This window comes from Streptomyces sp. NPDC047000 (genome assembly GCF_040644295.1).
Lineage (GTDB): Bacteria > Actinomycetota > Actinomycetes > Streptomycetales > Streptomycetaceae > Streptomyces.
Genome location: NZ_JBEYWE010000009.1, coordinates 224758 through 239683, shown reverse-complemented (window position 1 = coordinate 239683; position 14926 = coordinate 224758). Strand labels below are relative to the sequence as shown.

Genomic DNA, 14926 nt, shown 5'->3' with positions numbered 1-14926 from the left:
CGGCTGAGGCCCCGCCCGGCACCGGAAGATGCGGAACTCTCCCGATGCGGCGGGCACCCCTGGCGGACGACCGTGGAGGCGTCGCTGACCGGCGGTCACGCGGATCGGCGACCACCACCGCCGTCCGTCAGGGAGACACCATGCAGGAGTACGACCTCCACCACCTCCGGTCCGCCGATCTGCGCCGCGAGGCCGAGCAGCACCGCCTTGCCCGGGAGGCGGTGCGAGGCCGCCGGGCCGCCCGCGCGGAAGACGCCTCACGTGCTGCCGAGGACGCCGACGACAGCCGCCGTCGCCGGTGGTTCCGGACCCCCCGGGCCGTATGAGCACCGCCGCCGGTGCCCCGGCACGCCGGTCCGGCACCTCGAACCGCTCGGCTGTGCGAAAAACGAATGCCGGTTTGTCAGACCCCCGTGCGATGCTCGGGGCCGTGGAGACCAGGTCCGTCAGTCCGGTGTTCGTCGGCCGCGCCGACGAGTTGGACACCCTGCACGACGCGCTCGCCCGTGCCGCCGCGGGGGAGCCGCAGGCGCTGCTCGTCGGCGGCGAGGCGGGTGTGGGCAAGACACGGCTGATCGAGGAGTTCGCCGCGGCCGCCTGCCGGACCGGGGCCGTCGTCGCGCTCGGCGGCTGCGTGGAGATCGGCGCCGACGGACTCCCGTTCGCCCCGTTCTCCACGGCCCTGCGCGCGCTGCGCCGCGCACTGCCCGCCGAACTGGCCGCCGCGGCCGCGGGACAGGAGGAGGAACTGGCCCGGCTGCTGCCCGAACTGGGCGAGGCCGGGCCGGGACGGCACGTAGAGGAGGGCATGGCCCGCCTCTACGCCCTCACCGCGCGCGTACTGGAACGCGTCGCCGCCGACCGTACCGTCGTCCTCGTCCTGGAGGATCTCCACTGGGCCGACGCCTCCACCCGCCACCTCCTGTCCTACCTCGTCCGCACCCTGCGCACCGGCCGCCTCGTCGTCCTGGGCAGCTACCGCTCCGACGACATCCACCGCCGCCATCCGCTGCGGCCCCTGCTCGCCGAGCTCGACCGGCTGCGCACCGTGCGCCGCCTCGAACTGGCCCGCTTCACCCGTGCCGAGGCGAGCTGCCAGATCGCCGGCATCCTCGCCGCCGAACCCGACCCCGCCCAGGTCGACGACATCTTCGGCCGCTCCGACGGCAACGCGTTCTTCGTCGAGGAACTCGCCGTCGCCCTGACCGAGGGCTGCTGCACCGGCCTGTCCGACTCGCTCCGCGACCTCCTCCTGGTCCGCGTCGAGACCCTGCCCGAGACCGCGCAGCGGGTCGCCAGGATCGTCGCCGAGGGCGGCTCCACCGTCGAGTACCGGCTGCTCGCCGCCGTCGCCCGGCTCACCGAGGACGACCTCATCGAGGCGCTGCGCGCCGCCGTCAACGCGGGCATCCTGCAGGCCGCTCCCGCCGACGACGGCTACCGCTTCCGCCATTCCCTGGTCCGCGAGGCCGTCAGCGACGACCTGCTGCCCGGCGAACGCTCCCGCATCAACCGCCGTTACGCCGAGGCCCTGGAAGCCGACCCGACGCTGGTGCCCGCCGAACAGCGCACCACCCGCCTGGCCAGCTACTGGTACCAGGCCCACGACCCCGCCAAAGCCCTCCCCGCCGTCCTCGACGCCTCCGTCACCGCCCGCCGCAGGCACGCCTACAGCGAACAACTGCGCCTGCTGGAGCGGGCGATGGAGCTGTGGGACACGGTCCCCGAGGACGTCCGCGCCCATCTCCGCCCCGTCGACCACACCGAGGTCTACCCTCCCCCACAGCCCGAAAGGCGCGGGGGGACCCCCAGCGGCCGCGACCCCGAGACCACACCCCTGCGCTACCTCGACCTCCTGGCCGAGGCCGCCGTCGCCGGCCGGTTCGGCGGGGAGCGGGAACGGGCCCTGAAGATCATCAAGCGCGCCCTGCGCCACCTGGAGGACGACTTCGACCCGCTGCGCGCCGCCTGGTTCTGGACCCAGCGCTCCCGCCTGGTCCAGGCGCAGGGCCGCGGCGACGGCTGGCAGGAACTCGGCACCGCCCAGGAACTCGTGCGCGGTCTGCCGCCGTCCGAGGTGCACGCCGACGTCCTGGCCAACGTCGCCAACTGGTCCATGCTCCACACCCCCGGCCCCGACGCCTTCTCCGCCGCCGAACTCGCCGTCGAGTACGCGCGCATGGTGGGCGCCCGCGAGATCGAGATGAACGCCCGCCTCACCCTCGCCGGCCTGATGGTCGGCGCGGGGCACGCGGAGGCCGGGATCACCGAGATGGCCGAGGTCAAGGAACGCACCGTCGAGGACGGCATGTACGCGGTGGCGGGCCGCGCCTATGTGAACCTCCCCAGTTACCTGGAATCCGTCGGCCGCTCCCGCGAGGCCCTGCCGATCCTGGAGGAGGGCCTCGCCCACACCCGCAGTCACGGGCTCCTCGACTCCGAGGCGTGGATATGGGGCAACCTCGCCGAGTCCCTCTGCACACTCGGCCGCTGGGACGAAGCCGTAGCGGCGGGCGACAAGGCGGAGCGCATCGGCCAGAGCGCCAAGCCCCGGGGCTTCCACGCCGCCCTGCGCGCCGAACTCGCCCTCGCCCGCGGCGACCTCACCGGCGCCGGACGCCGGCTCGCCGCCGCCCGCGCGTACTACGGCACCCACGACAAGGCACCCCAGCACGTCCTGCCGCTGACGCGGCTCACCATCGAACTCGCCGCGCGCGAGGACCGCCTGCCCGACGCCCGCCGTGAACTCCGGCGCGCCCTGGACGACGGCTTCCCGCCCGGCACCCAGCGCGAGGTGTGGCCCCTCCTGCTGGCCGCGGCCTCCGTCGAGGGCGACGCCGTCGGCCGCCCCGGCAGCGAGCCGGGCCGCGCCGGGACCGTCGCGGCCATCCGCGCCGCCGCCAAGTCCGTCGCCACCGGCGTCCCCGTCTGGCGGGCCTACGACCACTGGGTGCGCGCCGAACTGCTGCGCGCCGAGGGCCGCGCCGGCGCCGCGGACTGGTCCGGGGTCCTCACCGCCGTCGAACCCCTGGAGCGGCCCTACGCCCTCGCCCGGGTCCGCCACCGCCTCGCCGAGGCGCTGCTCACCGGGGGCGGCGACGACGAGCGTGACCGGGCCGCCGAACTGCTCCGCCTGGCGCACGCCGTCGCCGGTCACCTCGGCGCCCGCCCGCTCGCCGACGCCGTCACCCTGCTCGCCCAGCGCGCCCGCCTCCCCCTCACCGGACCCGTCCCGCGTGCCCTCGGCCCCGCCCGGTCCTTCGGCCTCACCAGCCGTGAACACGACGTCCTGCGCCTGGTCGCCGAGGGCCGTACCAACCGGCAGATAGCCGAGGAACTCTTCATCTCCCCGAAGACGGCCAGCGTCCACGTGTCCAACATCCTGGGCAAGCTGGGCGTCTCGGGCCGCGGCGAGGCGGCGGCGGTGGCGCACCGGTCGGGGCTCTTCGCGGACGGCGCGGAGGACCGGGCGGGGGTGGGCTGACGGCCGGACGGGAGCCGGGCCCTATCGCACCTGCACCTCCAGGATCCGGTCGTCCCCCTTCGCGGGGGTGCCGCGGCCGTCCGTGTTGCTGGTCGTCAGCCAGAGCCTGCCGCCGCCCGCCGCGACGACGGTCCGCAGGCGGCCGTAGGCGCCCTGGAGGAAGGACTGGGGGGCGGCCGCCGGCCTGGTGCCGTCCAGCGGGACCCGCCACAGGCGCCGGCCCTTGAGGGCGGCCACCCAGATCACACCGTCGACGTAGGCGATGCCGCTGGGGGATGCCTCGTCGGTGTGCCACTGGGTGACCGGATTCCGGTACGCCGGGTTCGTGGACCTGCCCTCCGCCTCCGGCCAGCCGTAGTTGCCGCCCGGCTTGATCGCGTTCAGCTCGTCCCAGGTGTCCTGGCCGAACTCCGAGGCGAACAGACGCTGCCGGCTGTCCCAGGCCAGGCCCTGCACATTGCGGTGGCCGTAGCTGTAGACGGGCGAGCCGGGGAAGGGATCGCCCGGGGCCGGTTCGCCCTCCGGGGTGATCCTGAGGATCTTGCCGCCGAGGGACTTCCTGTCCTGGGCCAGCCCGCGCCGGCCGCTCTCGCCCGTACCGGCGTACAGCATCCCGTCGGGGCCGAAGGCGATCCGGCCGCCGTTGTGGATCGCGCCCTTGGGGATGCCCTTGAAGACCGTGTCGGGGGCTCCCAGCTGCTCACCGGCCGGCTTCTTCCCGTCGTGGAGCATCCGCACGATGCGGTTGTCGGAAGCCGAGGTGAAGTACGCGTAGATCATGTGATCGGAGGCGTACGACGGGGAGAGCGCGATGCCGAGCAGGCCGCCCTCACCGGCGGCAAAGACGCCCGAGACCGTGCCCAGCACCGTCTTGCCGCCCGTCCTCACGTCCACCCGGGTGATCGTGCCGTCGTCGCGCGAGGAGACCAGCAGGTCACCGCCGGGAAGAACGGCGAGGCCCCACGGGGTGGTCAGGCCGGTGGTGACCGTGCGGAGCACCCGGGCGGAGCCCTTGGCGGGCGGGAGCGGGGCCGCGGTCCCGGAGGCGGCGGCGGAGGAGGAGGCCGGGGACGTGCTGCCGCCGCTGCTCCGGCCCGGGGCGCCGGTGCCGCCGTCGCCGGAGGAACAGGCTGCCGCCAGCAGGAGCGCGGTCACCGTCAGTACGGCGGATGCGGTGCGGTGGGGGGCGGTGGCCGGCATGGGGTGGGGGTCCTTCCCTGGACGGGCCGTGTGCCCGGGTCTCTCCGGGCTTCACGGGCACGGGTACCCCCGGACGGCTTCCAGGAGGCTCAGATCCATGATTCCCGGGCCGGCGGGAGCGCGGCCAGCTCTGTGAGGTCCCGGGAGGTCAGGGCGAGGGCGGCCGCGTGGGCGTTCTCCGTGACACAGCGCTCGCGTTTGGTGCCCGGGACCGGGATCACGTGCCCGCCCTGGGCCAGCGTCCAGGCCAGCGCCACCTGGGCCGGGGTGACATGCTCGCCGTGGCGGCGGGCGACACGGCGCAGGCCCACCACGATCGGCTGGTTGGCCGCCATCATCTCGGCGGTGAAACGGGGATGCCGCGCCCGCAGGTCGTCCGGCTCGAACCCCTCGCCCGGGGTGAGCGTGCCGGTGAGGAAACCGTTGCCCAGCGGCATCGCCGCGAGGAAACCCACCCCGCGCGCCCGGCACCACGGCAGCAGCGCCTCCAGCGCCTCGCGCGACCACACCGACAGCTCGGCCTGCACCGCGCTCACCGGGAAGACCTGCTGAATACGCGTCAGCTGACGGAGCGTCGCGTCGTACGGACCGGCTCCGGAGCGGCGACCGCCGCGGACACCCACCGCGCACAGGCCCAACGCCCTTACCTTCCCGGCCCGTACGAGGTCCGCCATGGCGCCCCAGGTCTCCTGGACCGGGACCTCCGGGTCGGCACGGTGCAACTGGTAGAGGTCGATGACATCCGTCTGGAGACGGCGGAGAGACGCGTCGCAGGCACGTTTCACGTACCCGGGACGGCCGTTGGCCACGAGGTGCTGATCACCGACCAGCAGCCCGACCTTGGTCGACACGAAGGCGTCCGCGCGGCGCTCCTTCAACACCCGCCCCAGCAGCAGCTCGTTGGTGAACGGGCCGTACATGTCGGCGGTGTCGAGCAGCGTCGAACCCACGTCCAGCGCCCGGTGCACCGCCCTGACCGACTCGTCGCCCCGCTGCCGCGACCCGCTGTAGGCCCAGCTCATCGGCATGCACCCGAGTCCCACGGCACCCACCCCGAGTGCCCCCGCGCCGACCGTCCTGCGCTCCACCTGCCCGTGACCCTCCGCTCTCCGGCCCCCAACCTAACCCTTCCCCGTGCGCCGACGTGTGCCTGGCATAGCCTCCTGACCATGAGTGCTGACGCATGGCTGCCCATCCCGCCGCAGGAGATCACCGGGCTCCCCGACGGGCTGAACTACCGTTTCTGGGACGGCGGAGAGGACGGGACGCAGGAGTTCCCCGGCGATCCCGCCGACTGCGCCGTCTACGTGGTGCCCTACCTCAAACGGCAGCCCGTCAAGGCGCGTCCCCTGGAGCACATGCGGAACCTGCGGCTCATCCAGACGCTGACCGCCGGGGTCGACGACATCACCGCCGTCCTGCCGTCCGTCGTGCCCGGCGTGACGCTGTGCAACGCGCGCGGGGTCCACGAGGCCAGCACCGCCGAACTCGCCCTCACCCTCACCCTCGCCTCCCTGCGCGGCGTCCCCGGATTCGTCCGGGCGCAGGACCAGGAACGCTGGCAGAGCGGCTTCCACCCGGCGCTCGCCGACCGCAGCGTCCTCATCGTCGGCTACGGGGCCATCGGCGCCGCGATCGAGGACCGGCTCGTGCCGTTCGAGGTCGCGCGGGTGGTGCGCGTCGCGCGCTCCGCACGCACCACGGCACGCGGTCCGGTGCACCCGATCACCGACCTGCCCCGGCTGCTCCCCGAGGCGGACGTCGTACTCGTCGTCACCCCCCTCACCGACGCCACCCGCGGGCTGGTCGACGCCGGCTTCCTCGCCCGGATGAAGGACGGCGCCCTGCTGGTCAACGTCGCGCGCGGCGCCGTGGTGGACACCGAGGCCCTGCTGGCCGAGGTGGAACACGGCCGGATCACCGCCGCCCTCGACGTCGTCGACCCCGAACCCCTGCCGCCGGGGCACCCGTTGTGGCATGCGCCGGGTGTGCTCATCAGCCCGCACGTCGGCGGGCCCACCTCGGCCTTCCTGCCGCGCGCCAAACGGCTGCTGGTGGGCCAGTTGCACCGTTTCGTGAACCGTCAACCACTTGACCACGTGATCCTTGTGACGGGCACGACCGGGCGCGAAATGCGCTGAACCGGGCGCATCACGGGTACGTAAACCTTTCCGGGCACCCTCCGCAGTCCCGTGAGTGCGGTAAGTGCCCGCATTGGGTCAACCGTCACTGAGCGTAGAGAACCCCTGTCCCTGAGTGACGAGACTGGTGTATCGTCCGGGCAGGGGCTGCGCCGCGCACCGTTCGGCGCCGGGGACGGACTTTCGGACTTGTGAGGGGGGCGACAGGCGATGCACGGCCTATGGACGAACGATCCGACGCGGCGAGACCGCCGGCGGCGACCCTGGAGCACGACCACGCGCAGACGCGGCCGCCACGGTGGCCCGCCCGGTGGGCACCGCGCACAGCACGGCACCTCGGTGACGTCCCGCGTTCCGCGGGACCCCGGAACGACGCCGACCGGGAGGCCCCGGTGAGCGCGCCGTCCTCTCCCACGACCACGCTCGGCGCCGCGCCGCAGGACCGGCGGGCCCCCGGGAACGGCAGGCCGTTCCCCGGGAGCCTCCCGCCCCGGCCGCCGTCCGGCGGCGGAGGAAGGCCGGGCCTGATGCATCAGCTGATGCTGGCCCTGGTGTGCGCGGCATACGCCGTCGGTGCCGCGTTCGACTGGGGTACGAACGAACTCGCTCTGATCATGGGCGACTTCGGGCTGAGCGCCGCGGGCGGCGCCGCCGCGGTCTCCTGCTTCCTCTACGCCCGCGATCCGCGCGCCGGTTTCCGTCCCGCCTGGCTGCTGTTCGCCCTCTCCTCGGCGATGGCGGCCCTCGGCAACGGCGTCTGGGGGTGGTACGAGGTCGTCCTGCGGCGGCCCGTCCCCAGCCCCAGCATCGCCGACCTCCTCTTCCTGTGCTTCGCGCCGCCCGCCATCGTGGGTCTGCTGGTGCTCGCCAAACGGCCCACCACCAAGTCGGGCTGGGTCCGTCTGGTGCTGGACGCCTGGCTGATCGGCGGCTCGCTGCTCACCATCTCCTGGAGCCTCGCGCTGGCCCAGGCCGCCCGCTTCGACGGGCCGAGCGTGGCGCACACCGCGCTCTCCCTGGCGTATCCGCTGCTGGACATCGCGCTGGTCAGCATGGTCGTCGCACTGCAGTTCCGGCGCTCACCGGTGCACCGGTCCGCCGTCAACACCGCGATCGGCGCCCTCGCCCTCACGGTGCTGTGCGACGCCGTGTTCACCTCCCCGCTGCTGCACAGCAACTACCACTCCGGCCAGCTCCTCGACGCGGGCTGGTTCGCCGGCTCCCTCCTCCTGGCCTACGCCCCCTGGGTCGGGCCCCGCCACGACGGCCCCGGGCACGACGGGCTCCGCCACGACGGCGCGCCGTACGGCACGGCGGACCTGGCCGCCGCCGGTCACGACGGCGTACGGCGGGACGGCGGCGCTCAGCTCCCCACGGGCCCCGGCGCACCCCGCCGCGACGCCGCGGGGAGCGGCACCGACGGGTGTCCCGGCGCAGGCCGGGCCACCGCCCGTACCGAAGACACCGACCCCGACGGCGACCGCCCCGGCGGCCGTCTCCGCGCGGTCCGTGTCCGTCTGCCCGCGCAGAACCCGCCGCCCGCCCGCCCGCATCCCCGCCCCGCGGACGGCCACCCGGGGTGCGAGACCCCACAGGGCGAGGCCGCGCGGAGCGGACGCCCCACCGGTCACGCCACCGGTCGTCCCGCCGATCACCCCACCGGGCCGCGCTTCGCGGCCCCCTACCTGCACGACCCGGCCTCCCGCCCCATCGCGGGACCCCTGGCCGCGCTCACCCCCTACCTCGCGGCGGCGGTCTGCACGCTGGGCATCCTCTACAACGTCCTCGACGGCCGCAGCCCCGACCGTGTGGTGCTGCTGACCGCGGGGGCCGTGGTGCTCGCGCTCGTCGTGCGGCAGGCGATCATGCTGGTCGAGAACATGAGACTCACCCAGGAACTGGCCCACAAGGAGAACCACTTCCGCTCCCTGGTGCAGGGCTCCAGCGACGTCATCATGATCGCCGCGCCCACCGGTGTCCTGCGCTACGTCTCCGCCGCCGCGGCCGGGGTCTACGGCCGTCCCGCCGAGGACCTCGTCGGCACCGAACTGGCCGACCTCATCCACCCGGAGGACCTGGGCGGCATCGTCCACGAGGTGCGCCGCTTCCTCGCGGCCAGCGCGGTGCACGAACCCACCACCCGGATCGAGTGCCGGTTCCGCTCGGGCCGCGGAGGCTGGCTGAACGTCGAGTCCACCGTCAGCCGCCACGACGGCGGCCTGATCCTCAACAGCCGGGACGTGACCGAGAGAGTGCGTCTACAGGCGCAGTTGCAGCACAGCGCCGAGCACGACCCGCTCACCGACCTGCCCAACCGCGCCCTGTTCACCCGGCGCGTCCAGCAGGCCCTGTCCGGCCGCCGCGCCTCCGACCGGGGCGCCGCCCTGCGGGGCACGGCCGTGCTCTTCATCGACCTGGACGGTTTCAAGGCGGTCAACGACACGATCGGCCACCAGGCCGGGGACGAACTGCTGATCCAGGCCGCCCGCAGGCTCCAGGAGTCGCTCCGGCACGGCGACACCGCGTCCCGCCTCGGCGGCGACGAGTTCGCGGCGCTGATCGTCGGGGACGGCACCCGCGACCGCGCGGCGCGGGAGCGGCACATCCTGGAACTCGCCGACCGGCTCAGGGTCACCCTCTCCCAGCCCTACTCCATCGACGGCAACGATGTCCGTGTCGCCGCCTCCATCGGCGTCGCCTTCGCCGAGCCCGGCCTCGCCGCGGGCGAGCTGCTGCGCAACGCCGACCTCGCGATGTACCGGGCGAAGGCGGCCGGCAAGGACCGCGTCGAGCTGTACCGCCCGCAGATGCAGCAGGACGTCGTCCGCAAGGCGGAGCTGGCCACCCGGCTGCGCGCCGCGTTGCAGGACGGCGAGTTCACCCTGCTGCACCAGCCGGTGGTGGACCTGGAGAACGGCCGGATCACCTCGGTCGCCGCCCAGGCGCGCTGGCGCTCCTCCCAGGGCGTGCTGTTCACGCCCGCCGAGTTCCTGCGGGTCGCGGAGGACGGCGAGAAGACCGCCGAACTGGGCCGCTGGGTGCTGGAGGAGGCCGTCGCCCGGGCCGCGGAACGGGCCTCGGCCGGAGTGGGCGTACCGGTGACCGTCCGGATGGGCGCCCGGCGGCTGCTGGACCGCTCGCTGCCGCTCGGCTCGGTCGAGGCGCTGCTCACCCGGCACGGACTGCCGTCCGGGGCACTGGTCGTCGAGCTGGCCGACACCGACCCCCGGGTCTCCCTGGACGACCTGGAGCGCCGGCTCGCCGCCCTGCGCCGGCTCGGCGTGCGGATCGCGCTCGACGGCTTCGGCAGCGGCTACGCGGCGATCACCGCGCTGCGGCGGCTCCCCGTGGACGTCCTGAAACTCGACCGCGGGCTGGTCGAGGGCATCTCCGAGTCGGCGCGGCTCTACAAGATCACCAGGGGGCTGCTCCGTATCGCCGGCGATCTCGGGATGCAGTCCGTCGCCGACGGCGTGGACCGGCCCGAGCAGATCACCGCGCTGCGCGCGATGGGCTGCACCCACGGCCAGGGGCTCGCCTTCGGCGGTCCGCTGGACGAGCACCGGCTGCGCCGGACGCTCGCTTCCGGCCACTGCCCGGTCCCGCACACCCCGGTCCCGCACACCCCGCTGGCGCACGCCGCGGTGACGCACGGCCCGGCCGGGTCCGCGTACGCCGGGGCGGCGGCGGGCGGCGGCACCGGGATCTACACCGGCGGGGCGCATGCCGTCCTGTCCGTACCGGCGGTGGGATCCGTGACGACCGTGGGGTCCGCGACCGCCGTCGGGGCCGCGGTTGGGGCCTCGGCGGCGTCCGCCGTACCGGCCGTGGCCTCGGTGGCGGCGGGTCCCCCCTTGTCGGCCCTCCAGGCCGTGCCCGCCGTACCGGTGAGGCCGGTGGGCACGGCGGCCCTGCCCGCCGCGTCGGTGATCCCCGTCGCCCCTGTCACCCCCGTCGCACCGGCCGTGCTCGGCGGCGGCAGGGCCTGCCCGGCGGATCAGGCCGGCGGAATCGGAGGGACCTGACGTGACCCGTCGGCCCAGATGAGCGGAGGCAGGTGCGCGCAACCGGAAGGCGGTGGAGGGAGCCGGCACGGCGGGGCTCCCTCCTGCGCCGGTGCCGGCGTCTCCGGCGTGATCCGCCCGGCGGGCGCCCGTGCCCCGGCGTTCACATGGTGAGACCCCTGTCCCACCCACTTGACATCGGGTGTGTGCCGGGGGGAGGGTCAGTTCCATGCGCACCCGAATCCTCGTACTTGGCAAGCGCGTCGGCTGAACTGCGGTCCACCGGAGAACCGTCCGGAAACGCAGTGACCACACCCGGCGCGCTCCCCTCGCTTGCCTCACGGCACGAGGGGTTTTTTGTTGCACGGGCACCGTCCGGCCCGCTCGTGCCAGAGCCGCAGCACCGCACAGAACACGCAAAAACCCTCAGCATCGAGAAGAGAATGCCGATGACCGAGCAGGCCACCGGGGCCCATCCGCAGCCGCGGCCCCGATCCGGAGGACAGCAGTCCGCCCCCGAGCACGTCACGGGCGCGCAGTCCCTCATCCGCTCTCTCGAGGAGGTCGGGGCCGAGACGGTATTCGGTATCCCCGGCGGCACGATCCTTCCGGCCTACGACCCGCTGATGGACTCCAGCCGGGTGCGCCACGTCCTGGTCCGCCACGAGCAGGGCGCCGGCCACGCGGCGGAGGGGTACGCGCTGGCCACCGGCAAGGTCGGCGTCTGCATGGCCACCTCGGGGCCGGGCGCCACCAACCTGGTGACGGCGATCGCCGACGCGCACATGGACTCGGTGCCGATCGTGGCGATCACCGGGCAGGTCACCTCGAAGGCGATCGGCACGGACGCCTTCCAGGAGGCGGACATCGTCGGCATCACCATGCCGGTCACCAAGCACAGCTTCCTGATCACCGACCCCGCCGACATCCCCCGGGCGATCGCGCAGGCGTTCCACATCGCCGGCACCGGCCGCCCCGGCCCGGTCCTGGTCGACATCGCCAAGGACGCCCTCCAGGCGAAGACCACGTTCTCCTGGCCGCCGGTCATGGACCTGCCCGGCTACCGCCCGGTGACCAAGCCGCACGCCAAGCAGATCCGCGAGGCGGCCAGGATGATCGCCTCGGCCCGCCGTCCCGTCCTCTACGTCGGCGGCGGCGTCATCAAGGCGCGGGCCACCGCCGAGCTGAAGGTCCTCGCCGAACTCACCGGAGCGCCCGTCACCACCACCCTGACGGCGCTCGGGGCGTTCCCCGACAGCCACGAGCTGCACCTGGGCATGCCGGGCATGCACGGCAGCGTCGCCGCCGTCACCGCGCTGCAGAAGGCCGACCTGATCGTCGCCCTCGGCGCCCGCTTCGACGACCGCGTCACCGGCAAGCTGGACAGCTTCGCCCCGTACGCCAAGATCGTCCACGCCGACATCGACCCCGCCGAGATCGGCAAGAACCGGGCCGCCGACGTGCCGATCGTGGGCGACGCCCGCGAGGTCATCGCCGATCTGGTCCAGGCCGTGCAGAAGGAGCACAGCGAGGGCCACCAGGGCGACTACACCGCCTGGTGGAAGGACCTCAGCCGCTGGCGGGAGACGTACCCGCTGGGCTACGACCAGCCCGCCGACGGCTCGCTGTCGCCGCAGCAGGTCATCGAACGCATCGGACAGCTGGCCCCCGAGGGCACGATCTTCGCCTCGGGCGTCGGCCAGCACCAGATGTGGGCCGCGCACTTCATCAGGTACGAGAAGCCCGCCACCTGGCTGAACTCCGGCGGCGCGGGAACCATGGGCTACGCGGTCCCGGCCGCGATGGGCGCCAAGGCGGGCGCGCCGGACCGCACGGTCTGGGCGATCGACGGTGACGGCTGCTTCCAGATGACCAACCAGGAGCTCACCACCTGCGCCCTGAACAACATCCCGATCAAGGTCGCCATCATCAACAACGGCGCCCTCGGGATGGTCCGCCAGTGGCAGACGCTGTTCTACAACCAGCGCTACTCCAACACGGTGCTGCACTCCGGCCCCGGCGCCGATCCCGCCCAGCCGAGCGCGGGCACCCGGGTCCCCGACTTCGTGAAGCTGGCGGAGGCGATGGGCTGCTACGCGATCCGCTGCGAGTCGCCCGACGACCTCGACAAGGTCATCGAGGAGGCGAACTCGGTCAACGACCGGCCGGTCGTCGTGGACTTCATCGTGCACGAGGACGCGATGGTGTGGCCGATGGTCGCCGCCGGCACCTCCAACGACGAGATCATGGCCGCCCGGGACGTCCGCCCGGACTTCGGCGACAACGAAGACGACTGAGCAGAGAGCCGAGCCATGAACATGTCCAAGCACACGCTCTCGGTCCTGGTGGAGAACACGCCGGGCATCCTCACCCGGGTCGCCGCCCTGTTCTCCCGCCGGGGCTTCAACATCGACTCCCTCGCGGTCGGTGTCACCGAGCACCCCGACATCTCCCGCATCACCATCGTGGTGAACGTGGAGGACCTGCCGCTGGAGCAGGTGACCAAGCAGCTCAACAAGCTCGTCAACGTGCTGAAGATCGTCGAGCTGGAGCCGTCCTCCGCCGTCCAGCGCGAACTGGTCCTGGTGAAGGTGCGCGCCGACAACGAGACGCGCTCCCAGATCGTCGAGATCGTCCAGCTGTTCCGCGCCAAGACCGTCGACGTCTCCCCGGAGGCCGTCACCATCGAGGCCACCGGCGGCACCGACAAACTGGGCGCCATGCTGAAGATGCTGGAGCCGTTCGGCATCAAGGAACTCGTGCAGTCCGGCACGATCGCGATCGGCCGCGGCTCCCGTTCGATCACGGACCGGTCGCTCCGCGCGCTCGACCGTTCGGCCTAGACCGGCACCCCCGGGCCGGCCGGTGCCCCCGGCCGGCCCCGGACCCGGCGACCCGGGTCGCCTCCGGCCCCGCCCCTCGCCCTCCGGCTCCCCGCGCGTCCGGCGGCACGGGTTGGCCCGTACGGGCAGTTCCCGGCCGTCACCGGCCCGTATACCGAGACCCTGACACGCCCCCTGCGCCCTGCGTCATACGGTGGGACGCAACAGGGACGCAACACCTGCACTCAAGGAGAGAACCCAAAGTGGCCGAGCTGTTCTACGACGCCGACGCCGACCTGTCCATCATCCAGGGCCGCAAGGTCGCGGTCATCGGCTACGGCAGTCAGGGCCACGCCCACGCCCTGTCGCTGCGTGACTCGGGTGTCGACGTGCGGGTCGGTCTGCACGAGGGCTCCAGGTCGAAGGCCAAGGCCGAGGAGCAGGGCCTGCGCGTGGTGACGCCCGCCGAGGCCGCCGCCGAGGCCGACGTCATCATGATCCTCGTCCCGGACCCGATCCAGTCCCAGGTCTACGAGGAGTCCATCGCCCCGAACCTGAACGACGGCGACGCCCTGTTCTTCGGGCACGGCTTCAACATCCGCTTCGGCTTCATCAAGCCCCCGGCCGGTGTGGACGTCTGCATGGTCGCCCCCAAGGGCCCCGGCCACCTCGTCCGCCGCCAGTACGAGGAGGGCCGCGGTGTGCCGTGCATCGTGGCCGTCGAGCAGGACGCCTCGGGCAACGGCTTCGCGCTGGCCCTGTCGTACGCGAAGGCGATCGGCGGCACCCGCGCCGGTGTCATCAAGACGACCTTCACCGAGGAGACCGAGACCGACCTGTTCGGCGAGCAGGCCGTGCTGTGCGGCGGCACCGCCGCGCTGGTCAAGGCGGGCTTCGAGACCCTGACCGAGGCCGGCTACCAGCCGGAGATCGCCTACTTCGAGTGCCTGCACGAGCTGAAGCTCATCGTGGACCTCATGTACGAGGGCGGCCTGGAGAAGATGCGCTGGTCGATCTCCGAGACCGCCGAGTGGGGCGACTACGTCACCGGCCCGCGCATCATCACGGACGCCACCAAGGCCGAGATGCGCAAGGTCCTCGCCGAGATCCAGGACGGCTCGTTCGCGCAGAACTGGATGGACGAGTACCACGGCGGTCTGAAGAAGTACAACGAGTACAAGAAGCAGGACTCCGAGCACCTGCTCGAGACGACCGGCAAGCAGCTGCGCAAGCTGATGAGCTGGGTGGACGAGGAGGCGTAAGCCCCTTGCGGCC

The 14926-nt window shown here is 73.2% G+C and carries 9 protein-coding genes; 7 read left to right on the top strand and 2 right to left on the bottom strand.

All coding sequences use genetic code 11. The features are described from left to right. Positions 1-140: 140 nt before the first annotated feature. Positions 141-326 carry a hypothetical protein gene (locus ABZ862_RS17485; RefSeq protein ID WP_360958697.1) on the top strand — a complete coding sequence of 62 codons (186 nt, stop codon included), beginning with the start codon at positions 141-143 and terminating at the stop codon, positions 324-326. A 92-nt stretch (positions 327-418) separates the two neighbouring features. Next, positions 419-3484: an AAA family ATPase gene (locus ABZ862_RS17480; protein WP_360958817.1), complete on the top strand. Its 3066-nt coding sequence runs from the start codon at positions 419-421 to the stop codon at positions 3482-3484. Positions 3485-3505: 21 nt separating this feature from the next. Here the strand turns inward: ABZ862_RS17480 and ABZ862_RS17475 are convergent, their stop codons facing one another. Both ABZ862_RS17475 and ABZ862_RS17470 read right to left on the bottom strand, forming a co-directional pair. Further along, on the bottom strand, positions 3506-4684 hold the full coding sequence (locus ABZ862_RS17475; RefSeq protein ID WP_360958694.1) for a PQQ-dependent sugar dehydrogenase: 1179 nt from the start codon (positions 4682-4684) through the stop codon (positions 3506-3508). Positions 4685-4773: 89 nt separating this feature from the next. Further along, positions 4774-5772: an aldo/keto reductase gene (locus ABZ862_RS17470; protein ID WP_360958691.1), complete on the bottom strand. Its 999-nt coding sequence runs from the start codon at positions 5770-5772 to the stop codon at positions 4774-4776. 81 nt (positions 5773-5853) lie between these two features. Between ABZ862_RS17470 and ABZ862_RS17465 the strand changes: the two genes are divergently transcribed. From ABZ862_RS17465 to ilvC, 5 genes are all read left to right on the top strand, one after another. Continuing rightward, positions 5854-6825, top strand: coding sequence for a 2-hydroxyacid dehydrogenase (locus ABZ862_RS17465; RefSeq protein ID WP_360958688.1), 972 nt, complete (start codon positions 5854-5856; stop codon positions 6823-6825). A 392-nt stretch (positions 6826-7217) separates the two neighbouring features. Further along, the gene (locus ABZ862_RS17460) at positions 7218-10850 is read left to right on the top strand and encodes an EAL domain-containing protein (RefSeq protein ID WP_360958685.1); all 3633 of its coding nucleotides are present in this window, start codon (positions 7218-7220) and stop codon (positions 10848-10850) included. 422 nt (positions 10851-11272) lie between these two features. Further along, a complete protein-coding gene (locus tag ABZ862_RS17455; RefSeq protein ID WP_360958682.1) occupies positions 11273-13126 on the top strand; it encodes an acetolactate synthase large subunit in 1854 nt (617 codons plus the stop codon). Between the two features lie 21 nt (positions 13127-13147). After that, complete coding sequence (ilvN, locus tag ABZ862_RS17450) at positions 13148-13672, top strand: acetolactate synthase small subunit (RefSeq protein WP_360958814.1); 525 nt, start codon at positions 13148-13150, stop codon at positions 13670-13672. A 242-nt stretch (positions 13673-13914) separates the two neighbouring features. Then, a complete protein-coding gene (gene ilvC, locus ABZ862_RS17445; RefSeq protein ID WP_360958679.1) occupies positions 13915-14913 on the top strand; it encodes a ketol-acid reductoisomerase in 999 nt (332 codons plus the stop codon). Positions 14914-14926 lie beyond the last annotated feature (13 nt).